General features: G+C 72.1%; 17 protein-coding genes. 8 read left to right on the forward strand and 9 right to left on the reverse strand.

Annotated features, from left to right (window positions below; genetic code table 11):
- Positions 1 to 34 precede the first annotated feature (34 nt).
- Both ACTEI_RS12115 and ACTEI_RS12120 read left to right on the forward strand, forming a co-directional pair.
- Positions 35 to 988: an ABC transporter ATP-binding protein gene (locus ACTEI_RS12115; RefSeq protein ID WP_122977747.1), complete on the forward strand. Its 954-nt coding sequence runs from the start codon at positions 35 to 37 to the stop codon at positions 986 to 988.
- Positions 985 to 1,662 carry an ABC transporter ATP-binding protein gene (locus tag ACTEI_RS12120; RefSeq protein WP_122977748.1) on the forward strand — a complete coding sequence of 226 codons (678 nt, stop codon included), beginning with the start codon at positions 985 to 987 and terminating at the stop codon, positions 1,660 to 1,662. Before ACTEI_RS12115 ends, ACTEI_RS12120 begins: the two co-directional genes overlap by 4 nt.
- Positions 1,663 to 1,931: 269 nt before the next feature.
- Here ACTEI_RS12120 and ACTEI_RS12125 read toward each other — a convergent pair whose 3' ends face one another.
- The 4 genes from ACTEI_RS12125 to ACTEI_RS12140 all read right to left on the reverse strand — a co-directional run bounded on the left by ACTEI_RS12125 (position 1,932) and on the right by ACTEI_RS12140 (position 7,055).
- Positions 1,932 to 2,846 carry a carbohydrate ABC transporter permease gene (locus ACTEI_RS12125; protein ID WP_372443276.1) on the reverse strand — a complete coding sequence of 305 codons (915 nt, stop codon included), beginning with the start codon at positions 2,844 to 2,846 and terminating at the stop codon, positions 1,932 to 1,934.
- Positions 2,843 to 3,784, reverse strand: a complete 942-nt coding sequence (locus tag ACTEI_RS12130; protein WP_203723722.1) for a carbohydrate ABC transporter permease — start codon at positions 3,782 to 3,784, stop codon at positions 2,843 to 2,845. Before ACTEI_RS12130 ends, ACTEI_RS12125 begins: the two co-directional genes overlap by 4 nt.
- Positions 3,785 to 3,922: 138 nt before the next feature.
- Positions 3,923 to 5,296 carry an ABC transporter substrate-binding protein gene (locus ACTEI_RS12135; RefSeq protein ID WP_122977750.1) on the reverse strand — a complete coding sequence of 458 codons (1,374 nt, stop codon included), beginning with the start codon at positions 5,294 to 5,296 and terminating at the stop codon, positions 3,923 to 3,925.
- Positions 5,297 to 5,690: 394 nt separating this feature from the next.
- Positions 5,691 to 7,055, reverse strand: a complete 1,365-nt coding sequence (locus tag ACTEI_RS12140; RefSeq protein ID WP_122977751.1) for a UDP-glucose dehydrogenase family protein — start codon at positions 7,053 to 7,055, stop codon at positions 5,691 to 5,693.
- Between the two features lie 372 nt (positions 7,056 to 7,427).
- On the opposite strand from ACTEI_RS12140, the gene ACTEI_RS12145 reads away from it, so the two are divergent.
- The 5 genes from ACTEI_RS12145 (at position 7,428) to ACTEI_RS12165 (ending at position 17,557) form a co-directional block, all read left to right on the forward strand.
- Entirely contained in the window at positions 7,428 to 10,103 is a 2,676-nt protein-coding gene (locus ACTEI_RS12145) for a cellulose binding domain-containing protein (RefSeq protein ID WP_122977752.1), read from the forward strand.
- Positions 10,104 to 10,135: 32 nt separating this feature from the next.
- A complete protein-coding gene (locus ACTEI_RS12150) occupies positions 10,136 to 13,057 on the forward strand; it encodes a glycoside hydrolase family 48 protein (protein WP_187645973.1) in 2,922 nt (973 codons plus the stop codon).
- Between the two features lie 5 nt (positions 13,058 to 13,062).
- Complete coding sequence (locus ACTEI_RS12155) at positions 13,063 to 14,139, forward strand: lytic polysaccharide monooxygenase auxiliary activity family 9 protein (RefSeq protein ID WP_122977753.1); 1,077 nt, start codon at positions 13,063 to 13,065, stop codon at positions 14,137 to 14,139.
- Positions 14,140 to 14,297: 158 nt separating this feature from the next.
- Positions 14,298 to 15,554 (forward strand): SGNH/GDSL hydrolase family protein, encoded by a 1,257-nt coding sequence (locus tag ACTEI_RS12160; protein WP_122977754.1) that lies wholly within the window; start codon positions 14,298 to 14,300, stop codon positions 15,552 to 15,554.
- 194 nt (positions 15,555 to 15,748) lie between these two features.
- Positions 15,749 to 17,557 carry an AfsR/SARP family transcriptional regulator gene (locus tag ACTEI_RS12165; RefSeq protein ID WP_122977755.1) on the forward strand — a complete coding sequence of 603 codons (1,809 nt, stop codon included), beginning with the start codon at positions 15,749 to 15,751 and terminating at the stop codon, positions 17,555 to 17,557.
- Here ACTEI_RS12165 and ACTEI_RS12170 read toward each other — a convergent pair.
- The 4 genes from ACTEI_RS12170 to ACTEI_RS36900 all read right to left on the reverse strand — a co-directional run bounded on the left by ACTEI_RS12170 (position 17,547) and on the right by ACTEI_RS36900 (position 20,871).
- Complete coding sequence (locus ACTEI_RS12170; protein ID WP_122977756.1) at positions 17,547 to 18,170, reverse strand: L-threonylcarbamoyladenylate synthase; 624 nt, start codon at positions 18,168 to 18,170, stop codon at positions 17,547 to 17,549. The two genes, ACTEI_RS12165 and ACTEI_RS12170, sit on opposite strands and share 11 nt — an antisense overlap.
- A 136-nt stretch (positions 18,171 to 18,306) precedes the next feature.
- The gene (locus tag ACTEI_RS12175) at positions 18,307 to 19,176 is read right to left on the reverse strand and encodes an NAD(P)-dependent oxidoreductase (protein ID WP_122982093.1); all 870 of its coding nucleotides are present in this window, start codon (positions 19,174 to 19,176) and stop codon (positions 18,307 to 18,309) included.
- A gap of 43 nt (positions 19,177 to 19,219) precedes the next feature.
- On the reverse strand, positions 19,220 to 20,719 hold the full coding sequence (locus tag ACTEI_RS12180) for an alpha-amylase family glycosyl hydrolase (protein ID WP_122977757.1): 1,500 nt from the start codon (positions 20,717 to 20,719) through the stop codon (positions 19,220 to 19,222).
- On the reverse strand, positions 20,719 to 20,871 hold the full coding sequence (locus ACTEI_RS36900; protein ID WP_164465919.1) for a hypothetical protein: 153 nt from the start codon (positions 20,869 to 20,871) through the stop codon (positions 20,719 to 20,721). The genes ACTEI_RS12180 and ACTEI_RS36900 overlap by 1 nt, the downstream gene beginning before the upstream one ends.
- 96 nt (positions 20,872 to 20,967) lie before the next feature.
- Between ACTEI_RS36900 and ACTEI_RS12185 the strand changes: the two genes are divergently transcribed.
- Positions 20,968 to 22,395 (forward strand): NAD-dependent succinate-semialdehyde dehydrogenase, encoded by a 1,428-nt coding sequence (locus ACTEI_RS12185; RefSeq protein ID WP_122982094.1) that lies wholly within the window; start codon positions 20,968 to 20,970, stop codon positions 22,393 to 22,395.
- A gap of 2 nt (positions 22,396 to 22,397) precedes the next feature.
- Here the strand turns inward: ACTEI_RS12185 and ACTEI_RS12190 are convergent, their stop codons facing one another.
- Positions 22,398 to 22,595, reverse strand: a complete 198-nt coding sequence (locus ACTEI_RS12190) for a hypothetical protein (protein ID WP_122977758.1) — start codon at positions 22,593 to 22,595, stop codon at positions 22,398 to 22,400.
- Between the last annotated feature and the right edge of the window lie 46 nt (positions 22,596 to 22,641).

Genomic DNA, 22,641 nt, shown 5'->3' on the forward strand with positions numbered 1-22,641 from the left:
ACCGGCCTGTGCGGCCGCGAGCGGGGGAGCAGCCGTGACCGATCTCGCCGATCTGGAGAGGCGGGCGGCCGAGCGCGCCGCGGCCCGTGCGGGCGGGCAGGACCGGCTCAGCGGGCACATCGTCTGCGACGCTCTGGTGCGGATCTTCCGGACCGAGGGTGTCGAGGTGATGGCCCTGCAGGGCTTGGACCTGGTGGTCGACCGCGGCGAGCTGCTCGCCGTCGTGGGCGCCTCCGGCTCCGGCAAGTCCACCATGCTCAACATCCTGTCCGGGCTGGACGAGCCGACCGCCGGGCTGGCCAGGGTGGCCGGTTACGACCTGCTCGGGATGACCGCGAAGCGGCGCCTGGAGTACCGCCGCCGGATCGTCGGCTTCGTCTGGCAGCAGACGGCGCGTAACCTGCTGCCGTACCTGAGCGCCCGGGAGAACGTCGAGCTGCCGATGCGCCTGGCCGGCGCCCGGCGCCGGCGCCGCGCCGAGGAGCTGCTGGAGATGGTCGGGGTCGCGGAGAAGGCCGGCCGGCGCCCGGCCGAGATGAGCGGCGGCGAGCAGCAGCGCTGCGCGGTCGCGGTGGCGCTGGCCAACGATCCGGAGGTGCTGTTCGCCGACGAGCCGACCGGCGAGCTCGACGAGGCCACCGCGGACGAGGTGTTCGGGGCGCTGCGCACGGTCAACGCGGAGCTCGGGGTGACGGTCGTGGTGGTCACCCACGACCACAACGTCGCCGGCCAGGTCCGCCGGGCGGTCGCGATCCGCGACGGCAAGACCGCCTCCGAGGTACGCCGATCGGCCCGCCGCGCCGCCGACGGCACCGAACACCACGTCTCGCAGGAGTACGCCGTGCTGGACCGGGCCGGCCGGTTGCAGCTGCCGGCCGCGTTCGTCGACGCGCTGAGCCTGCGCGACCGGGTCCGGCTGAACCTGGAACCCGACCACGTCGAGATCCGTCCCGGCACCGCCGGCACGGACCCGGAGGAGCCCGCATGAGCGTCGTCGAGGTGTCCGGCCTGGCCCGGGACTACGGTGCCGGCGAGCGCGTGGTGCACGCCCTGGCCGGGGTGTCGTTCACCGCCGGCAAGGGGGAGCTGGTCGCCGTCCGGGGCCGGTCCGGCGCGGGCAAGACCACCCTGCTCAACCTGATCGGTGGCCTGGACCGCCCGACCGCCGGCACGATCACCGTGGCCGGGCGCGACGTCACCGGCGCGGCCGAGGCCGACCTGCTCCAGCTGCGCCGGGACACGATCGGCTTCGTCTTCCAGTCGTTCGGGCTGATCCCGATCCTGTCCGCGGCCGAGAACGTCAGCGTCCCGATGCGCCTGGCCGGGCGTGACCCGCGCGGCCGCGACGAGCGGGTCGCCGTGTTGCTCGAACTGGTCGGTCTGGGCGGCCAGGCGAACCAGCGTCCCGGCGAGCTCTCCGGCGGCCAGCAGCAGCGGGTCGCCCTGGCCCGTGCCCTGGCCAACGATCCGGACCTGCTGATCGCCGACGAGCCGACCGGCCAGCTGGACTCCGACACCGGCCGCGCCATCATGGACCTGCTCCGCGCCGTGGTCGACGCCCGCGGGATGACCGCCCTGGTCGCCACCCACGACCCGAGCCTCATCGACCGTGCCGACCGGGTCCTGACCCTCCGCGACGGCCGCCTCGCCGACCCGGCATAACCCTCCGCCCGCCGCAGGGACCGCGTCGCGCGCCCGCTCGTAAGGTCTCGCGGCCGAGCCCGGTGCCGGCCCCGCGCGGCGCCGCCACGGCACGAGGCAGCGGCCGGGGTCACGGGTCGGCTGGTGGGGCAGCGGCGAAGCGTACGACGGGGGACGCGAGTTGATCGTGGCGGCGCGGGTCTGGCCCGGCGGGCCGGCGCCGGTGGCCGGGCCGGAATGGCGGCGGGGCCGCACCGGGATCGGTGCGGCCCCGCCGGGACGGGCCGGGTTCAGCCCTTGACGCTGCCGGCCAGCAGGCCGCGCACGAAGTAGCGCTGCAGCAGCAGGAACACCGTGACCGGCACGATGATCGACACGAACGTGCCGGAGGCCAGCAGGTGCCAGGCCGTGCCACGGGTGCCGGTGAGGTTGGCCAGCTGGTAGGTGATCGGGGCGACCTCGTTGCCGCCGCCGGCGAAGACCAGGGCGACCAGCAGGTCGTTCCACACCCAGAGGAACTGGAAGATGCCGAACGCCGCCAGCGCCGGGACCATCAGCGGCATCATCACCCGGAAGAAGATCGCCACGTGGCCGGCGCCGTCCATCCGGGCCGCCTCGATCAGACCGGCCGGAACCTCCTTCATGAAGTTGTGCAGCAGGTAGATGGCCAGCGGCAGGGCGAACGTGGAGTGCGCCAGCCACAGCGGCCAGAACGTGCCGCTGATGTCGATCTTCACGAAGATCGTCAGCAGCGGGATCAGGGTGACCTGCAGCGGCACGATCTGCAGCGCGAAGATCGCCAGGAACAGGATGTTCTTGCCGCGGAAGTCGATCCAGGCGAACGCGTAGGCGGCCAGCGCCGCCAGCGAGACCGGGATCAGGACCGCGGGAATGCAGATCACCAGCGAGTTGACGAAGAAGTCGGCGAGGTTGACCCCGCTCTCGCTGTCGAAGACCGCCCGGTAGTTGTCCAGCGTCAGCTCCGGGTCGGTGAAGAACGTCCACCAGCCGGTCCGCTTGATCGACAGCTCCGGCCGGAACGACGAGAGCAGCAGGCCGAACGTCGGCAGCGTCCACAGGACCGCGATGACGACCGCGGCCAGCGACGCCCACGGCGAGCTGAGCTTCTTCTTGGCCACCGAGGCGGCGCTCAGTTGGACCGGGGTGATCTCCGGCGTCGTCGTCAGAGGGGTGACCGCCATCATGCCTCCTGACGGACTTGACGGATGTTGTAGAAGACGATCGGCGTCACCAGGACGAACAGCACCACCGCGAGCGCAGCGGCCAGACCCTGGTTGTCGGCCCGGATCAGCTGGCTGTAGAACTCGTTGGCGATGACGCTGGTGTTGAAGTTGCCGCCGGTCATGGTGCGGACCACGTCGAACACCTTGAGCGTGCCGATGGCGATCGTGGTGAGCACCACGACGATGGTCGGGCGCACGCTCGGCAGCGTGATCTTGACGAACATGCTCCACGGGTTCACGCCGTCGAGGCGGGCGGCCTCGACGATGTCGTCCGGAATCGCCTTGATCGCCGCGGACAGCACGGTCATGGCGAAGCCGGCCTGGATCCAGATGAACACCACGATGAGCAGCAGGGTGTTCAGCTTGAACGTGTCGGTGATCAGCAGCTGGACCGGCTTGCCGCCGAGCCAGACGATGATCTGGTTGATCAGGCCGATCTGCTTCACGTTCGGCTGGTCCACCCGGTACTCGTACATGAACTTCCAGATCACGCCGGCGGCGACCATGGAGATCGCCATCGGCAGGAAGATCAACGCCTTGGCGAACGACTCGAACCGCGACCGGTCCACCAGGATGGCGTAGACGAGGCCGATGGCGGTGGCCAGCAGCGGGACGATGACCACCCAGATGATCGTGTTGGCCAGCACGACGAGCTGGTCGTGATCGGTGAAGATGGTCTTGTAGTTGTCGATGCCGATGAACGCGCTGCCCCGCGCGTCGAAGAACGACTCGTAGATGGTGCGCAGGCCGGGATAGACCAGCCCGACCGCGAGCATCAGGACGACCGGGAGCAGGTAGAGGTAACCGACCGCGTTGTCGGAGCGCTTGCCGCGGACCCGGCTCGCGAGGAACAGGATGATGCCCAGCACGGCGGCGAACAGCAGTAGCGCCGAGAGCATCTGGAGAAGCTTCTCCGGGGTGTTGGTGGCGGTGCTGAACACGTGACCCGGACCTCCTTCATGTTTCCGAGGGGAAAGAGGGCGATGGCCGGCTGAAGTGCCGTAGCACTCCAGCCGGCCTCTGCAGAGGAACTCAGATCACTTCTTGGGCCACGCGTTTTCGATGTTGTTCACCGTGGCGGTCGTGTCCTGGCCGGTGATCCAGGCCGTGGCCTGCTTCCAGAACGCGTTCGAGCCGACCGCGGCGGGCATCATGTCGGAGCCGTCGAACCGGAACTGCGCCGCCGGGTCCTGCAGGGTCTGCGCCGACAGCTGGTCGATCGGGCTGGACAGGTTCTCCACCTTCAGACCCTTGTTGGCGCTGACCCAGCCGGTCGACGCCTTGGCCTTGACGTTCGCCCAGGTGTCGGTGGACAGGTAGTACTGGAACGCCTTGACCTCGGGACGGTCGGCGAAGGCGAGGGTGAACTCGCCACCACCCAGCACCGGCTTGGTCGTGGTGTCCTTGCCCGGCAGGTAGAAGGCGAAGATGTCGCCGTCCTTGGAGATGTCCGTGCCCTTGGTGAAGTTGGCCGCGTAGAAGCTGGCCTGGCGGTGCAGCGAGCAGGTGCCCTCGAGGATCTGCAGGCCGGCGTCCTGGAACGTGGTGGAGGCGACGCTCTTGACGTCACCCAGCCCGCCGTTGACGTACTTGTCGTTCTTCAGGTAGTCGCCGACGGCGTTCCACGCGGCGGTGGACTCGGGGCCGTTGAACGGGAGCTCGTGCTTGACCCACTTGTCGTAGGTGTCCGGGCCGGACAGGCGCAGCATGAAGTCCTCGACCCAGTCGGTGACCGGCCAGCCGGTGGCGTCACCGGAGCCGATACCCGCGCACCACGGCTTCGAGCCGGTGGCGGCGATCTTGTCGCTCAGCTGCTTGAGCTCGTCCAGCGTGGTGGGGACGGTGTAGCCCTTCTCGGCGAACTCCTTCGGCGAGTACCACACGAAGGACTTCACGTTGGCGCCCAGCGGCGCGGCGTAGAACTTGCCGTTGACCGTGCCGTAGGCCTTCCAGTCCTTGCCCCACCACTTGTCGACGTTGTCCGCGACCTCCTTGGGGGCCTCGACGGCCTTGCCGGTGTCGACCAGCTGCTTGAGCAGACCGGGCTGCGGGACGAACGCGACGTCCGGCGGGTTGCCCGCCTTCGCCCGTACCAGGACCTGCGTCTCGAAGGCCTTGTCGCCCTCGTACTTCACCGTGGCGCCGGTGCACTTCTCGAAAGGCTCGTACGACTTCTTGTGCGGAGTGTCCTCCGGCGTGACGATGCCGGTGTAGACCGACACGGTCTTGCCCTTGAGGTCGCCGAACTGGCTGAACTGGGCGCAGTCGATGGACGACGCCGCTGTGTCCGTGGTTGCGCCCGACTCGTCCTTGTCGTCGCCGCCGCACGCCGTGAGGCTGAAGGCCAGCCCGACGCTGAGGGCACCGGCGAGCGCGACTCGGGATCGCGAACTCCCACTGTGACCGAACATACCGCTCCCTATGTCTTGACGCGCCTCCGGCGTCTGGCGACGCCGCCGTCCGAAGCGCTTCTTGACCAACAGTCAAGAGGTAACCGGCAAGTTGCGCAATGATTTCCGCGTGATCGAGTCGGTAACGATATAGCGGCGACGACCCGGCACCTTAACCGGTTAAGGAGATTGTCGGAAGAGCTTCCTGCCTGATCGGCTTTCCCGGGGGTGTTTAGGAGTATTTATCCGCTCTAAGCGGTCATCATACGGTCGGTGAGTCGGTTTTGTTGCTCTTCGCGGGAACCCGTCTCAGCCGGGCGGCGGCGAGGGTCGGGCAGAATCGTCCCTACGCCGCAAAAAGGAACCGCCGCGGCGGCCCGGAAGGCCACCACGGCGGTTGATCGCAGAACGGGGGTCAGCCGGCCACGGCGACGTACTTGTAGCCGAGCCGGCGCATCCGCTCGCCGTCGAGTACGTGCCGGCCGTCCAGCACCAGCGGGTTGCGCATCAGCCCGACGAACTTGCTCCAGTCCAGTTCGAGGTACTGTGCCCACTCGGTGACCAGTACGACCGCGTCGCAGTCGGCGAACAGCTCGTCCAGGCTCTCGGTCAGGTACGGCGCCAGCTCGGGCTGCTCCTTGCGGAAGCGCTCGGCCGCGACCGGGTCGTGCAGCTTCACCCGGGCGCCCCGGGCCAGCAGGGAGTTCGCGATGTCCAGCGCCGGCGCGTCGCGCAGGTCGTCGGTGTTCGGCTTGAACGCCAGCCCGAGCAGGCCGATCTTGCGGCCCTTGAGGATCCGCAGCTCGTCCTGCAGCCGCTCCACCGCGATGGCGCGCTGGCGCTGGTTGACGTCGCGGGCGGCCTTGACGATCGGCATCTCGAGGTTGTACTCGGAGGCGGTGGCAATCAGCGCCTTGGTGTCCTTGCCGAAGCAGGAGCCGCCCCAGCCCACGCCGGGCTGCAGGAACCGGGAGCCGATCCGCTGGTCCAGGCCCATGCCGCGGGCTACCTCGCTGATGTCCGCGCCGACCTTGGCGGCCAGCTGGCCGATCTCGTTCACGTAACTGATCTTGAGGGCCAGGAACGCGTTGGCCGCGTACTTGATCAGCTCGGCCGAGGCCAGGTCGGTGGAGACCAGCGGGACCGCGGTGGCGTCCTCCGGGCGGGGCAGGAAGGTGGGCGCGGTGAAGGTCTGGTTGATGATCGGGCGGTAGAGGCGGTTGAGCACCTCGAGGCTGCGCGGGTTGTCCGAGCCGATCACGATCCGGTCCGGGAACAGGGTGTCGGCGATGGCGTTGCCCTCGCGCAGGAACTCCGGGTTGGAGGCGACCGCGAACTCGACGCCGGCCGGGCGGTCGGCGCGCTGCGCGAACGAGTCGCGCAGGATGGCGTCGACCCAGTTGCCGCTGCCGATCGGCACCGTCGACTTGTTCACCACGACGGTGAAGTCGTGGTCCAGGGCGTGCGCCACGCTCTCCGCGGCGCTGCGAAGGTACTGCAGGTCGGGGCTGCCGTCGGCGGCCGACGGGGTCTGCACCGCGACGAAGACGACGTCGGCGCCGGGCACCGCGTCGGCGTAGCTGGTGGTGAAGCGCAGGTTCGCGGACGCCTCGGCGAGGAGCTCCTCCATCCCGGGCTCGTAGATCGGGCACTTCCCGGCGCGCAGCATGTCGACCTTGGCCTGGTCGAGATCCACGCAGGTGACCTCGTGCCCGAGGAAGGCGAGGCTGACTCCGGTGGTCAGGCCGACGTAACCGGTACCGACAACGCAAACCTTCATGCAAGCTCCTCCACCGTTACGCCGGGCCGATGTCACGCCGTGTACCGGTATCCCCTTCACCGGCCAGCCGCGGGACCGACCGGCAGTCGCCGGTCCGCGCGTTCCGCCGAATGATACACATCCGCCCCTCCAGCACCTTGTCGCTGCTCGCCGCGTTCCCCCCGGAGATAACGCATCTGACCGGGACTTTTGTCCGTGGCGGGGTGGGCCGGGCGCCGTCCGCGGGCCACCACTTCATTGTCGCTCTGCGTAGTGCCGCGGCGACGGCTCCTCGATATCAACGCGAAGTTTCCGGCTCTTGACACGGCGATGACGGCGGCAGACGCTTTGGGAGCGCTCCCAGGTTCATGTACGTCAATGGAAGGTTCCCCGATGCGAAGTTCCCCCGGCGGTGCGCTCGCCGCCGCCCTGGTGGTCGCCGCCACCGCGGTAGCCGTGATCTCCCAGCCGATCTCCGCCACGGCTGCCGGCACCGAGCCCTACACCTGGAAGAACGTCCGGATCGACGGTGGTGGTTTCGTTCCGGGTGTCGTCTTCAACCCCGGCGAGAAGAACCTGATCTACGCGCGCACCGACATCGGCGGGGCCTACCGCTGGAACCAGTCGACCCAGAGCTGGACCCCGCTGCTGGACTGGGTCGGCCAGGACGACTGGGGCCACAACGGCGTGCTGAGCATCGCCGCCGACCCGGTCGACACCAACCGGGTCTACGCCGCCGTCGGGATGTACACCAACAGCTGGGATCCGAACAACGGCGCCATCCTGCGCTCCACCGACAGGGGCGCCACCTGGCGGCAGACGAACCTGCCGTTCAAGATCGGCGGCAACATGCCCGGCCGCGGCATGGGGGAGCGGCTGGCGGTCGACCCGCGCGACAACAGGAACGTGTACTTCGCCGCCGAGGGCGGCAACGGGCTCTGGCGCAGCACCGACTACGGCGCCACCTGGGCCCGGGTCGGCACCTTCCCCAACGCCGGCAACTACGTCCAGGACCCCACCGACACCAGCGGCTACCTGAGCCAGAACCAGGGCCTGACCTGGGTCACCTTCGACCCGAACTCGCCCGCCGTCTACGTCGGCGTGGCGGACAGGGCGAACCCGGTCTACCGCTCCCTCGACTCCGGCGCCACCTGGGCACGCGTCCCCGGCCAGCCCACCGGGTACCTCGCCCACAAGGGCGTGGTGCAGGGCGGGTACCTGTTCATCGCGACCAGCGACACCGGCGGCCCGTACGACGGCGCGGCCGGCCAGGTCCACCGGCTGGACACCCGGACCGGCGTCTGGACGGACATCTCACCCACCCCGGTCGCCGACCGTTACTACGGGTACTCCGGGCTGACCGTGGACCGGCAGCACCCGGGCACCCTGATGGTCGCCACCCAGATCTCCTGGTGGCCGGACGCCATCTTCTTCCGCAGCACCGACTACGGCGCCACCTGGACCCGGATCTGGGACTGGAGCGACTACCCGAACCGGACCAAGCGCTACATCATGGACATCTCGGCCAACCCGTGGCTGGACTTCAACAACACCTCCGTGGCGCCCGAGGAGAGCCCGAAGCTCGGCTGGATGAACGAGTCCCTGGAGATCGACCCGTTCGACTCCGACCGGCTGCTCTACGGCACCGGCGCCACCCTGTACGGCACCACCGACCTGACCAGGTGGGACAGCGGCGCGACGGTCACCATCAAGCCGATGGCCAAGGGCCTCGAGGAGACCGCCGTCCTCGACCTGGCCAGCCCGCCCAGCGGCGCCCCGCTGGTCAGCGCGCTCGGCGACATCGGCGGCTTCCACCACGCCGACCTCGACGCCGTGCCGGCCAACTTCCACGACACCCCGAGCCTGGGCAGCAACACCAGCCTGGACTTCGCCGAGCTCAGCCCCAGCTTCTTCGTCCGGGTGGGCAACGCCGACGCGGCACCGCACATCGGCGTCTCCACCGACGGCGGCAAGACGTGGCACCAGGGACAGGAGCCGGCCGGGGTGACCGGCGGCGGCACGGTCGCGGTCGGCGCCGACGCGGGCGCCGTGGTCTGGTCACCGGCCGGCGCGGGCGTGCATTACTCCACCACCCGCGGCAGCAGCTGGACCGCGTCCACCGGCCTGCCGGCCGGCGCCGTCGTCGAGTCCGACCGGGTCAACCCCAGGACCTTCTACGCGTACGCCAACGGCGCCTTCTACACCAGCACCGACGGCGGGGCCACCTTCACCGCCTCCGCGCAGGCGTTGCCCACCACCGGGCGGCTGCACCTGAGGGCGGTCCCGGGCATCGCCGGCGAGGTCTGGGTGGCCGGCGGCACCGGCCTGCTGCGCTCCACCGACTCCGGGCGGACCTTCACCAGGGTCGGCACGGTCGCCGAGGGCATCAACGTCGCCTTCGGCAAGGCCGCACCGGGCGCCACCCACCCGGCGGTCTTCCTGGTCGGCACGGTCGACGGGGTCGACGGCGTGTTCCGCTCCGACGACACCGGGGCCCACTGGGTCCGGATCAACGACGACAGGCACCGGTACGGCAACATGGGCGACGCCCTGGCCGGCGACCCGCGCATCTGGGGCCGGGTCTACCTGGGCACCAACGGCCGCGGCATCCTCTACGCCGACCGCACCGGCGGAACCTCGTCGCCGACCCCCTCGGCGAGCGTCTCGTCGCCCGGCTCGCCGAGCCCGTCGCCCTCGACCAGCTCGCCCGGCCCGTCACCGTCGGTCCCGTCGCCGAGCCCGTCGACGTCGCCGTCCACCGGCTGCACCGCGGTCTACCGGGTGACCGGCTCATGGAGCGGCGGCTTCCAGGGCGAGGTCACGGTGACCAACACCGGCGCCACCGCGGCCACCGGCTGGACGGTCACGTGGGCCTACACCGGCGGGCAGACCGTCACCCAGGCCTGGGGCGGCACCGCCACCCAGTCCGGCGCCGCGGTCACCGTCACCCACGCGTCGTACAACGGCGCCCTCGCGTCCGGGGCCTCCACCACGGTCGGATTCCTCGGCGGCACCACCGGCACCACCAATCCCGTTCCGTCCCCTGTCACCTGCACCCGCACCCCGTGATCGGTGACACCCGCTCCCAAGGAAGGAACATCGTGAGACCGTACGCTCAACGCCTGCGACGCAGGCTGGCCGTCACCGGCGTCGCCGTCCTCGGCGCCGGCACGGCCTTCGTGGCCGGCGGCCCACCGGCGTATGCCGCGGCCGGTTGCGCCGTCGTCTACAAGGTGCAGAGCCAGTGGAATGGCGGCTTCACCGGCGACATCGCCATCACCAACTCCGGCGACCCGCTGACCAGCTGGAAGCTGGAGTACGACTTCCCGGACGCCGGGCAGAAGGTCACCCAGGGCTGGAGCGGCACGTACGCCCAGAGCGGCAAGCGCGTCACCGTGACCAACGCGCCCTGGAACGGCACGCTCGGCACCGGGGCGTCCACCAGCACCGGCTTCAACGGCACGTTCGGCTCCACGAACCCGGTGCCCACCGCGTTCACCCTCAACGGGCAGCCGTGCAACGGCTCGGCGGCCGCGCCCACCGTGGCGATCAGCAGCCCGGCCGCGAACACCCGGTACACCGCCCCGGCGTCCATCCCGATCACGGCCACCGCGACCGCGGCGAGCGGGCAGACCATCGCGAAGGTCGAGTTCTACCACGACGGGCTGCTGCTCGGCAGCGACACCACCGCGCCGTACTCGTACACCTGGAGCGGGGTGCCGGCGCAGGCCGCGGCGTACCACCTGCAGGCGGTCGCCTACGACGGGGCCGGCACCAAGAGCAGCACCGCCGACGTGCCGGTCTTCGTCGACGCGTCGACCAGCCCGGCGATCGTCGCCGACGCCACCTCGGTCACCCTCGCGCCCGGCAAGAGCGGCACGTACCGGCTGAGCCTGAGCAAGGCGCCGGCCGCGAACGTCACCGTCACGGTGGCCCGCGACACCGGCAGCACCGCGATCACCGCCACCCCGGCCACGCTCACCTTCACCCCGGCCAACTGGAACACCGGCCAGCCGGTGACGATCGCGGCGGCGAACTCGGCGAAGACCGGCGACACCGCCACCATCACGGCCACCGCCAGCGGCCACACCGCCGCGAACGTGGCGGTGACCGTGGTCGAGGAGGGCGCCGTCGACGCCCGCTTCACCCAGCTCTACAACGACATCAAGAACCCGGCGAACGGCTACTTCAGCCCGGAGGGCGTGCCGTACCACTCGGTCGAGACGCTGATCGACGAGGCGCCCGACCACGGCCACGAGACCACCAGCGAGGCGTTCAGCTACTGGCTGTGGCTGGAGGCCGAGCACGGGCAGGTGACCGGGGACTGGGCGCCGTTCAACAACGCCTGGGCGACGATGGAGAAGTACATCATCCCGTCGCACGCCGACCAGCCGACCAACGCCAGCTACAACCCGGCCAAGCCGGCCACCTACGCGGCCGAGTACCCGCTGCCCTCGCAGTACCCGTCGCAGCTGGACAGCTCGGTGTCGGTGGGCACGGACCCGCTGGCCGCGGAGCTCAAGAGCGCGTACGGCACCGACGACATCTACGGTATGCACTGGCTGCTGGACGTGGACAACACGTACGGCTTCGGCCGCTGCGGGGACGGCACCACCCGGGTCGCGTACATCAACACCTTCCAGCGCGGCGCGCAGGAGTCGACCTTCGAGACCGTGCCGCAGCCGGCCTGCGACACGTTCAAGCACGGCGGCCCGAACGGCTTCCTGGACCTGTTCACCAAGGACACCTCGTACGCCAAGCAGTGGAAGTACACCAACGCGCCGGACGCCGACTCGCGCGCCGTCCAGGTCGCCTACTGGGCGCACCAGTGGGCCACCGCGCAGGGCAAGCAGTCGCAGATCTCCAGCACCGTGGCGAACGCCGCCAAGATGGGTGACTACCTGCGGTACTCGTTCTACGACAAGTACTTCAAGCAGCCCGGCTGCACCTCGACGTCGTGTGCCGCCGGCAGCGGCAAGAACAGCTCCAACAACCTGATGTCGTGGTACTACGCCTGGGGCGGCGCGTACGACACCAGCGCCGGCTGGGCGTGGCGGATCGGGTCCAGCACCAGCCACTTCGGCTACCAGAACCCGATGGCCGCGTACGTGCTGTCGAACGTGGGCGCCTTCAACCCGAAGTCGCCGACAGCCAAGGCCGACTGGCAGGCCAGCCTGAACCGGCAGCTGGAGTTCTACCAGTGGCTGCAGTCCAGCGAGGGCGCCATCGCCGGTGGCGCGACGAACAGCTGGAACGGCAACTACTCGGCGCCGCCGGCCGGCACGCCGACCTTCTACGGGCTGGCGTACGTGGAGGCGCCGGTCTACGCCGACCCGCCGTCCAACCAGTGGTTCGGTATGCAGACCTGGTCGCTGGAGCGGCTGGCCGAGTACTACTACACGACCGGTGACGCCAAGGCCAAGTCGATCCTCGACAAGTGGGTGACCTGGGCGCTGGCGAACTCCACCATCACCGCCAGCAGCTTCGAGATCCCGTCCGACCTGACCTGGTCGGGCGCGCCGGCCACCTGGAACGCGTCCAACCCGGCGGCCAACACCAACCTGCACGTCACGGTCAAGAGCAAGGGCACCGACGTGGGCGTGGCGGGCTCGTTCGCCAAGCTGCTGACCTACTACGCGGCCAAGTCCGGCAACACGGCGGCGAAGACGGCGGCCAAGAACCTGCTCGACGCGATCTGGACGCACAAGGACGCGAAGGGCGTCTCGGTCACCGAGACCCGCGCCGACTACAACCGGATGGACGACACCTACAACGCCAGCACCGGCCAGGGCATCTACATCCCCAACGGCTGGAGCGGCAAGATGCCCAACGGCGACGTCATCAAGCCCGGGGTGTCGTTCCTCGACATCCGCTCCTTCTACAAGAACGACCCGGACTACCCCAAGGTCCAGGCGTACCTGAACGGAGGGGCCGCACCCACCTTCAACTACCACCGGTTCTGGGCCCAGGTCGACGTCGCCACCGGGTACGCCGACTACGCCCGTCTCTTCCCGCAGGGGTGACAAACATGAGATTTGTACGCATGGCCGCGGCGGCCCTGATCGCCGCCGCGGCCGGGGCCCTGGTCCTGCCCGCGACCGCTGAGGCGCACGGAGCCATCCAGGTACCCGGCAGCCGCACCTGGCTCTGCTACCAGGACGGCCGTAACTCCAGCACCGGCGCGATCGAACCGAAGAACGCGGCCTGCGCCGCCGCGGTCGCCAAGAGCGGCACCACCGCGCTGTACAACTGGTTCGCCGTGCTGCGCTCGAACGGCGCCGGCCGGGTCTCCGGCTTCATCCCGGACGGCCAGCTGTGCAGCGGCGGCACCGGCGGCCCGTACGACTTCACCGGTTTCAACCTGGCCCGCGCCGACTGGCCGACGACCCACCTGACGGCCGGCGCGACGATGCAGTTCCGCTACAACGACTGGGCCAAGCACCCGGGCACGTTCTCGCTCTACATCACCAAGGACGGCTACGACCCGACCAAGCCGCTGGCCTGGGGTGACCTCGAGCCGACGCCGTTCGACCAGGTGACCAACCCGCCCGCGAACGGCGGGCCGGGCACCGACGACGGGCACTACTACTGGACCGGGCGGCTGCCGTCCGGCAAGACCGGCAAGCACCTGATCTACTCGGTCTGGTCCCGCTCGGACAGCCAGGAGACCTTCTACGGCTGCTCGGACGTCGTCTTCGACGGCGGCAACGGCGAGGTCACCGGGATCGGCACGCAGCCGAGCACCTCACCGAGCGTCTCCCCGTCGGTGTCGCCGTCCACCCCCGACACCTCACCCGGGACCGGCGGTAGCTGCACCGCGATGTACAACACCGTCTCCACCTGGTCCGGCGGGTTCCAGGGCGAGGTGATGGTGCACGCCGGCAGCACCCCGGTCAACGGCTGGCGCGTCTCCTGGACGTGGCCCGGCAGCCAGACACTGGCCTCGGTGTGGAGCGGCAAGGCGAGCAGCACCGGCTCGCTGATCTCGGTCGGCAACGAGAACTGGAACGCGTCGGTCGCGGCCGGTGGCCGCACCACCTTCGGTTTCCTCGCCTCCGGCGCGGCGCCGACCGCCCTGACGAACCTGAGCTGCTCGACCGGGTGACCCGGACGATCCGGGGGTGCGACACGCCGTCACACCCCCGGATCGGATTCCGGACCACGAACTTGACGGCGGGACACCAGATTCCCTAATTTGCCGTCATCTTGCGAAACGTATATTCCGCACAGCTGCGCCGAGCGACCACGCGTCGCGCGCTCCTCATGGGAGGAGCCGGCGCGGCTGCGCTGTTCGCCGCCCCGGGCGTCGCCGGGCCCCGGCATCCGGCCCGGTCCCGGCCCGCCTGGACGGGCAGCTGGGCGACGGCGACCACGGCCGCCCGGGCCGCCGAGCCGGTGCTGCCGGCCGGTCGCACCCTCCGCCAGGTGGTGCATCTGAGCCTCGGCGGGAGCGAGCCGCGCATCCGGCTGACCAATGAGTACGGCCAGACCCCGGTACGCCTCTCGGAGATCTGGACCGGCCTGCGCGCCGGCGGCCCGGACAGCACCGCCATGCACCCGGGCAGCATCCGCCGGGTCACCTTCGACGGCAGCGCGGCGGTCGTCCTGCCGGCCGGCGCCACCGTGGTCAGCGACCCGGTGCCGGACCTGCCGCTGCCACCCGGCGCCGACCTGGTGATCACCTTCCACCTGCCGGACCCGACCCGGATCGGCACGATCAGCCCGTTCGTCTGGCAGCGCAACCGGATCCTGGCCGGCAACGTGGCCGCCGAGCCGGACCCGCCCGGCGGCCGGGCCACCACCCGGTACACCCTGCTCAGCGGGGTCAGCGTGCGCACCCCCGGCCGGTCCGCGGCGGTCGTCGCGTTCGGCGACTCGATCACCTGCGGCTCCAGGACCAGGATCGGCGCCAACCGCCGCTGGCCGGACCTGCTGGCCCGGCGCCTCCGCGAGGCCGGGCAGTCGCTCGGCGTGCTCAACGCCGGGATCGGCGGCAACCGGCTGCTCTCCGGGCCGGATCTGTCCGCGCCGGTCACCACGGGCGGCTTCGGCGGCGGGAGCCCCGGCAACCGCGGGGTGCCGGTCACCATCGGCCCGGCCGGGCTGCGCCGCTTCGACCGGGACGTGCTGTTCCAGCCCGGCGCCCGGTACGTGATCACCCTGATCGGGGTGAACGACATCGCGCACACCGACCCGGGAGCGCCCGCGCTGATCGCCGGGCACCGGGAGCTGATCGCCCGGGCCCGGGCGGCCGGGCTGGCCGTGTTCGGCGGCACCCTGCTGCCGTTCGGCGGCAGCGGCCGGGACAACGCGCCGAACCGGGCCACCCGGGCCGCGCTCAACGAGTGGATCCGCGACAGCGGCGAGTACGACGCGGTGATCGATTTCGACGCCGCGGTCCGCGACGGCGCGAACCCGGAGCGGATGTACCCGGCCTACGACAGCGGCGACCACCTGCACCCGAACGACCTGGGGATGCTCGCCCTGGCCTCGGCGGTGCCGCTGGCGCTGTTCGCCTGACGCCCCGGGTGCGCCCGACGGCCGCGAGCGCCGGGCCCGGCGGAAGCGCGACGGTGGGCGGAAGTCAGCGTCCACGGCCCCCCGTCGGCCCCGCGGACGTCGTATCATGATGCGCAAGATCGTTTGCAAAACGTTTGCATCCTGAGGGATCGTTCTCCTGATCGGTAAGGAAACTGTTCGGGGGAACGACTGTCATGCGGTGGCGCCTCCTGGGCCCGGTACGCCTGATCGGCGACGACGGCGTCGAAACCGATCCGGGCTCCGGCAAGCAGCGCTGCGTGCTGGCCGCGCTGCTGATGACCCCCGGCCGGGTGGTCCCGGCGGCCACCCTGATCGACCGGGTGTGGGGGCACGCCCCGCCCCGCTCCGGGACCCCGCTCGCGCCGTACGCCACCCGCCTGCGCCGGGTCCTCGGCCCGCTGCTCGGTCCGGACGTGCTGCGCTGGACCGCCGGCGGATACCTGCTCGACGTGCCGCCGGACCGGGTCGACCTGCACCGCGCCCGGCGGCTGATCCACCACGCGCGCGCCGCCGCCACCGCCGACGACCACCAGCGGGTCGTCACCCTGCTCAGCGGCGCCCTGGAGCACTGGCAGCCGGTCGCGCTCGCCGGGGTGCCCGGCGCCTGGGCCGACCGGGTCCGGGCCGGCCTGGCCCGGGAACGCCTGGACGCGATCGCCCAGCTGGGCCGGGCCGGTCTGCGGCTGGGCCGGGCCGAGGAGGTGGCGCAGCGGCTCACCCCGTTCGTCGCCGAGTACCCGACCGCGGAGAGCCTGGTCGCGGTGCTGATGAGCGCGCTCGCCGAGGCCGGGCGGCCGGCCAGCGCGCTGGAGACGTTCGCCCGGGCCCGGGACGCGATCGCCGACCGGCTCGGCGCGCCGCCCGGCCCGGAGCTGGCCGAGCTGCACACCAGCATCCTGCGGGCCGCGTACCGGCGGCAGGTCCCGGCGCAGCTGCCGGCCGCCGCGCCCGGCTTCACCGGCCGGGCCGCCGAGCTGGCCGCCCTGGACCGGGTGACCGCCGGCGAGCCGCGGCCGGTCGTGATCACCGGGCCGCCCGGGATCGGCAAGTCCGCGCTGGCCGTGCACTGGGGGCACCGCTCGCGGGCGGCCTTCCCGGACGGGCAGCTCTACCTGGACCTGCGCGGTTTCGACCGGCGTCGCACCGCGATGAGCGCCGCGGACGCCGCCGGCAACCTGATCGTCGCGCTCGACCCGGGCCGCCCGCTGCCGACCGGCCTGGACGCCCGCGCCGGCCTGTTGCGCAGCCTGCTGGCCGGCCGGCGGACGCTGCTCGTGCTGGACAACGCCCGCGACGCCGGCCAGGTCCGGCCGCTGCTGCCCGGCAGCACCGCGGGCGTGGTCGTGGTGACCAGCCGGGACCGCCTCACCGGGCTGGTCGCCTCGCACGGCGCGATCCCGATCGCCCTGGACGCCCTGACCGACGCGGAGGCCCGGCAGTTGCTCGCCAACCGGCTCGGCGCTCGGGTGGCGGCCGAGCCGGACACCGTCGCGGCCCTGGTCGCGGCGACCGGCGGGCTGCCCCTGGCGCTGGTCGCGGTGGCCGCCCGGGCGGCGCTGCCGGGCGGGCAGCCGCTCGCCGGGCTGGCCGCCGAGCTGGCCGGGGCCGGGCTGGACGCGCTGCGCGGCGCGGACCCGGCGACCGACCCGCGGACGGTGTTCTCCTGGTCGTACCGGGCGTTGAGTCCGGCCGCCGCGCGGCTGTTCCGGCTGCTCGGCGCACACCCGGGGCCCGACCTGGACGCGGCCGACGCCACCGCGCTGGCCGGCGCGGACGCCCGCGCCGCGCTGGCCGAACTGGTCGCGGCCAGCCTGCTCACCGAGCGCCGCGCCGGGCGCTGGGCGATGCCGATCCTGCTCCGGGCGTACGCACGGGATCTGCTGACCCCGGCCGAACGCGGACCGGCCCTGGCGCGCCTGCGCGACCACCGGCGGCGCGCCGGGGTCCTGGTCCCGGTGCGTGCGCTGCGCCTCAGCCGCTGAAGCGGTCCGGATCGCCGGCGCCGGCCCGCAGGATCTCCGGCGCGCCCCCGGACAGGTCGACCACCGTGGTCGGCTCGGCGCCGCACTCGCCGGAGTCGATCACCGCGTCCACCACGTGGTCCAGGGCCTCCTTGATCTCCCAGCCCTGGGTCATCGGCTCGGTCTCGCCGGGTAGCAGCAGCGTGCTGGACAGCAGCGGCTCGCCCAGTTCGGCGAGGATGGCCTGGGCGGTGCCGTGCGCGGTGATCCGCACCCCGACGGTCTTCTTCCGCGGGTGCAGCAGCCGGCGCGGCACCTCCTTGGTGGCCGGCAGGATGAACGTGTACGGCCCGGGCGTGCTGGCCTTGACCGCTCGGAACAGCGCGTTGTTGATCTGCACGAACTGCCCGAGCTGGGCGAAGTCATGACACATCAGCGTGAAGTGGTGCTTGTCGTCCAGGTGCCGGATCGCGCGGATCCGCTCGATGCCGTCCTTGTTGCCCATCCGGCAGCCCAGCGCGAAGCCCGAGTCCGTCGGGTAGGCGATCAGCCCGTCCCCCCGGATCACCTCGACAACCTGGTGGATGCTGCGCGGTTGCGGATTGTCCGGATGCACGTCGAAGTACTTCGCCACTCGGGGGAGCCTATGCCTGCCACCCGGCGCGGGTGGGGCGAGGGGCCCGACGGCGGCTCGCGCCGCGTCCCCGCACCGCCGCCCGCCACCCGGCACCGGGGCCGCCCGGCGCGCGGATCCGGCGCGCCGGGCGGGGTCAGTGCGAGCGGGACTCCAGGGCACGGATGACCGCGGCCATGTCCTCGGCCGCGTGGCCGGCCGCGGACGTCTCCGCGTACAGCTCCAGGCAGGCGTCCAGCAGCGGCGACGGGATGCCGGCCCGCTCGGCGGCCTCGACGATCAGCCGGTTGTTGTAGAGCACGTCCCGGATCGAGGCCTGCACCGTGAAGTCGCGGTCGAGCAGCTTGCGGCCCTTGAGACGGGAGACCGGACTGGCCATCGGGCCGGCGTCGAGCGCGGCCAGCAGGCAGGCGGGGTCCAGCCGGTGGCGCCCGGCGAAGTGGAACGCCTCGGCCAGTCCGGTGACCATGCTGATCAGGAACGTGTTCACGGCCAGCTTCATCAGCAGGCCGTTCGGCACCGGGCCGCAGCGGACCGTCTCCCGGCACATCGGGCGCAGCAGCGGCGCCACCCGGTCCAGGTCGTCGTCCGCGCCGGCCAGCATCGCGACGAGCTGCGCCGTCTCGGCCGGCACGCGGGAGCCGGAGACCGGCGCCTCGACGTAGCGCCCGCCGGCGTCGTGGACCTGCTCGGCGAGCCCCCGCGACCAGGCCGGCGCGGTGGTGCCCATGTGCACCAGGGTGCGGCCGGCGACCAGGTCGCCGAACGCCGCGGTGTCGCGGCCCAGCACCCGGTCGGCGACCCCGTCGTCGGCCAGCATCATCAGGACGACCTCGGAGCGCGCGAAGACGCCGGCGGGGTCCGCGGCGACGGTCGCGCCCTCCGCGCGCAGCGCCTCGGCCGCGGCCGGGGAGCGGTTCCAGACGGTCAGGCCGGTGCCGGCCCGGACCAGGTTGAGCGCCATCGGCCGGCCCATCACGCCCAGCCCCAGAAATCCCACGGTCATCCGGCTCACGCTAGCCGCTCGCGGGCCCGCCGGAGGTGGCCAATCAGCCGGGTGTGGCCGGTGTCAGCCAGGCGGCGGCGTCCGCCGGCAGGCGGCCGTCCGGGGTGAGCGGATCGCTGGTGAGCAGCACCTCACCGGGTGGCAGCGGCACCGGGCCGGCGCCCATCGCAACGACCAGGGTGAGACCGGGGCGGCGTGCGGTCAGCCGGGCGTCCGGGCCGACGGACCACTCGACCGGGTCGTCGGCGGTCAGCGCGCCAGCGGCGTGCAGGCGGCGGCGCAGCGCGACGGCCCGGCGGCAGAGCGGCAACGCCGGCGAGTCCAGGTGCTCACCCCAGCCGGGCGGGACCGGCAGCCAGGGCGGGGCGGCGCCGGGCGGGCTGAAACCGTAGGCGCCGGCCGGGTCGCGTCGCCAGGGCAGTGGCACCCGGCAGCCGTCGCGGGACAGCCCGCCGCGCCGCCACGCCGGGTCCTGCCGGGCCGCCGCGGGCACGTCCACCTCCGGCAGCGCGTACTCCTGGCCCTGGTAGAGGTAGGCGGCGCCGGGCAGCCCGAGCACGGTCAGCAGCGCGGCGCGGGCGCGGGCCGGGCTGCCGTACCGGGTGCGGGCGCGTACCACGTCGTGGTTCTCCACCACCCAGGTCACCGGTGGGTGCCGCAGCTGCCGTTCGCCGGCCGCGCGCCAGGCCTCGGCGTCCCACGGCGCGGTCAGGAACGCGAAGGCGAACGCCTGGTGCAGCCGGTCCGGGCCGACATACCGGGCGGCCCGCTCCGGCGCCAGGTTGACCTCGCCGATCAGGGCGCGCGGCGGGTCGTACGCGTCGGCGACGGCCCGCCAGCGCCGGTACACGCCGATCACCTCGGGCTGGTCGCAGGCGAACGGGTTGCCCCGCAGCCGGCCCGGCTCCGGCACGGTCCCGGGTGGCAGCGGCGGCAGCCCGCTCGCCTTGAACAGCCCGTGCGCGACGTCCACGCGCAACCCGTCCACGCCCCGGTCGAACCAGAAGCGCAGCACGTCGTCGAAGAACGGCGCGGTCCGCGGGTCACGCCAGTTCCAGTCGGGTTGCTCCGGCGCGTACAGGTGCAGGTACCACGCGCCGTCCGGGGCGCGGCTCCAGGCCGGGCCGCCGAAGACGCTGGGCCAGTCGTTGGGTTCGGCGGCGAAGTGGAACCGGGCCCGCGCCGACGGGTCGCCGGCCAGCGCGGCCCGGAACACCGGGTGCTGATCCGAGCAGTGGTTGGGCACCACGTCGATCAGCACGCGCAGGCCCAGCCGGTGGGCGTGGGCCAGCATCCGGTCGAAGCCGGCCAGGTCGCCGAAGAGCGGGTCGACGCCGGTGTAGTCGCTGACGTCGTACCCGTGGTCGGCCTGCGGCGACGGCTGGAACGGGGTCAGCCAGACCGCGTCGGCGCCCAGCCCGGCGATGTGCCCGAGCCGGGCGGTCAGGCCGGCGAGGTCGCCGATGCCGTCCCCGCCGGCGTCCGCGAAGGAACGTGGATAGACCTGGTAGACGACCCCGTCGCGCCACCAGGCCGCCGGCATCAGGGCCGGCGCCGGTTCTGCAACCGGCTGACGAGCCGGCGCAGGCGCTGCTGGTTCTCCGGCTTGGCGAGCTGCTGGCGACCCTGGTCGACCAGCTGGCGGCCGCGCGGGCTCTGCAGGAAGGACTGGATGCGTTGCGTGATGGTGGCCATGCCCTCTCTGTGCCCACAACGGCTGCCGGCCAATCAGTGGCGGCGTGCCCCGGTGGGGACCATGCTGAGGGCGTAGTCCAGCGTGAGGGAGCTGTGGTGGAGACCGAACTGTTCATCGGCGGCACGTGGGTGCCGGCGTCCTCGGCGCGACGTTTCGACGTGCTGGACCCGGCGACCGGCGACGTGATCGCCTCGGTCGCGGACGGCGGGGAGGCGGACGCGATCGCCGCCGTGGACGCGGCGGCCGCGGCGGCGCCGGGCTGGGCCGCGACGCCTCCGCGGGTACGCGGTGAGGCGCTGCGCCGGGCGTTCGAGCTGATGACCGAGCGGGCCGACGAGCTGGCCAAGCTGATCAGCCTGGAGAACGGCAAGGCGGTGGTGGACGCGAAGGGCGAGGTGACGTACGCGGCCGAGTTCTTCCGCTGGTTCGCCGAGGAGGCGGTGCGCGTCGACGGCAGCGTGGCGACCGCCCCGTCCGGCGCCAACCGGATCCTGGTGACCCGCCGGCCGGTCGGGGTGTGCGTGCTGGTCACGCCGTGGAACTTCCCGGCCGCGATGGCCACCCGCAAGATCGGTCCGGCGCTCGCCGCGGGCTGCCCGGTGATCCTCAAACCGGCCAGCGACACCCCGCTGACCGCGCTGGCCATGGCCGCGCTGCTGGCCGAGGCCGGGGTGCCGGACGGCGTGGTCAACGTGCTGCCGTCGCGCAGCTCCGGCAAGGTGGTGGCGGCGATGCTGCGCGACTCCCGGGTCCGCAAGCTGTCCTTCACCGGCTCCACCGAGGTCGGCCGGATCCTGCTCGCCCAGGCCGCGGAGAACGTCGTGAACACCTCGATGGAGCTGGGCGGCAACGCCCCGTTCGTGGTCTTCGCGGACGCCGACCTGGACGCCGCGATCGAGGGCGCGATGCTGGCCAAGATGCGCAACGGCGGGGAGGCGTGCACCGCCGCGAACCGGTTCTTCGTCGAGGCCGGCATCGCCGACGAGTTCGCCCGGCGGCTGGCGCAGCGCATGTCAGCGCTGGTGGTGGGCCCGGGCACGGACGAGCGCACCCAGGTCGGCCCGCTGGTCAACGAGGACACCGTGGCGAAGGTGGACGCGCTGGTGAGCGGGGCGCTGGAGGCCGGGGCGTCGGCGGTCACCGGCGGCAGCCGGCCGTCGGGGCCGGGGTTCTACTACCCGCCGACGGTGCTCACCGGGGTCGCGCCGGACTCGGCGATCCTGCGTGAGGAGATTTTCGGGCCGGTCGCGCCGATCGTCACGTTCACCGGGGAGGACGAGGCCGTCCGGCTGGCCAACGACACCGAGTACGGTCTGGTCGCCTACGTCTACACCGGTGACCTGGCGCGCGGCCTGCGGGTCAGCGAGGCGATCGAGGCCGGTATGGTCGGCCTCAACCGCGGCCTGGTCAGCGACCCGGCGGCTCCGTTCGGCGGGGTGAAGCAGAGCGGCATCGGCCGCGAGGGCGGGCACGAGGGCCTGCTGGAGTACCTGGAGCCCAAGTACATCGCCCTGGACTGGTGATCTCAGCGGCGGCGCACCAGCGCCGCCGCGTCGAGCGCGAAGGGGAACGGCTCGGCCGCGACCAGTCGTTCCCCGTGCCCGGCGACCGCGTGCTGGGTGTGGTGATCCTCCTTCAGCCGGAACAGCCGCAGCGTGATGGTGTCCCTGTCCGGCTCCACCCGCAGGCGGCACCCGATGCGGGCGGCGGCGCAGAGCGCCATCGTCAGGACCCGGTCGTTGCCGGCGTTGCGCCGTGCCCGGTCACGG

The sequence above is a fragment of the Actinoplanes teichomyceticus ATCC 31121 genome (assembly GCF_003711105.1).
GTDB lineage: Bacteria > Actinomycetota > Actinomycetes > Mycobacteriales > Micromonosporaceae > Actinoplanes > Actinoplanes teichomyceticus.

Excerpts from the sequence above, each read along its gene's own strand:
- ACTEI_RS12120 (WP_122977748.1), top strand. The coding sequence starts at position 985 with ATGAGCGTCGTCGAGGTGTCCGGCCTGGCCCGGGACTACGGTGCCGGC.
- ACTEI_RS12125 (WP_372443276.1), bottom strand. The coding sequence starts at position 2,846 with ATGATGGCGGTCACCCCTCTGACGACGACGCCGGAGATCACCCCGGTC.
- ACTEI_RS12130 (WP_203723722.1), bottom strand. The coding sequence starts at position 3,784 with ATGCTCTCGGCGCTACTGCTGTTCGCCGCCGTGCTGGGCATCATCCTG.
- ACTEI_RS12135 (WP_122977750.1), bottom strand. The coding sequence starts at position 5,296 with ATGTTCGGTCACAGTGGGAGTTCGCGATCCCGAGTCGCGCTCGCCGGT.
- ACTEI_RS12140 (WP_122977751.1), bottom strand. The coding sequence starts at position 7,055 with ATGAAGGTTTGCGTTGTCGGTACCGGTTACGTCGGCCTGACCACCGGA.
- ACTEI_RS12145 (WP_122977752.1), top strand. The coding sequence starts at position 7,428 with ATGCGAAGTTCCCCCGGCGGTGCGCTCGCCGCCGCCCTGGTGGTCGCC.
- ACTEI_RS12155 (WP_122977753.1), top strand. The coding sequence starts at position 13,063 with ATGAGATTTGTACGCATGGCCGCGGCGGCCCTGATCGCCGCCGCGGCC.
- ACTEI_RS12160 (WP_122977754.1), top strand. The coding sequence starts at position 14,298 with ATGGGAGGAGCCGGCGCGGCTGCGCTGTTCGCCGCCCCGGGCGTCGCC.
- ACTEI_RS12165 (WP_122977755.1), top strand. The coding sequence starts at position 15,749 with ATGCGGTGGCGCCTCCTGGGCCCGGTACGCCTGATCGGCGACGACGGC.
- ACTEI_RS12175 (WP_122982093.1), bottom strand. The coding sequence starts at position 19,176 with ATGACCGTGGGATTTCTGGGGCTGGGCGTGATGGGCCGGCCGATGGCG.
- ACTEI_RS12180 (WP_122977757.1), bottom strand. The coding sequence starts at position 20,719 with ATGCCGGCGGCCTGGTGGCGCGACGGGGTCGTCTACCAGGTCTATCCA.
- ACTEI_RS36900 (WP_164465919.1), bottom strand. The coding sequence starts at position 20,871 with ATGGCCACCATCACGCAACGCATCCAGTCCTTCCTGCAGAGCCCGCGC.
- ACTEI_RS12190 (WP_122977758.1), bottom strand. The coding sequence starts at position 22,595 with ATGGCGCTCTGCGCCGCCGCCCGCATCGGGTGCCGCCTGCGGGTGGAG.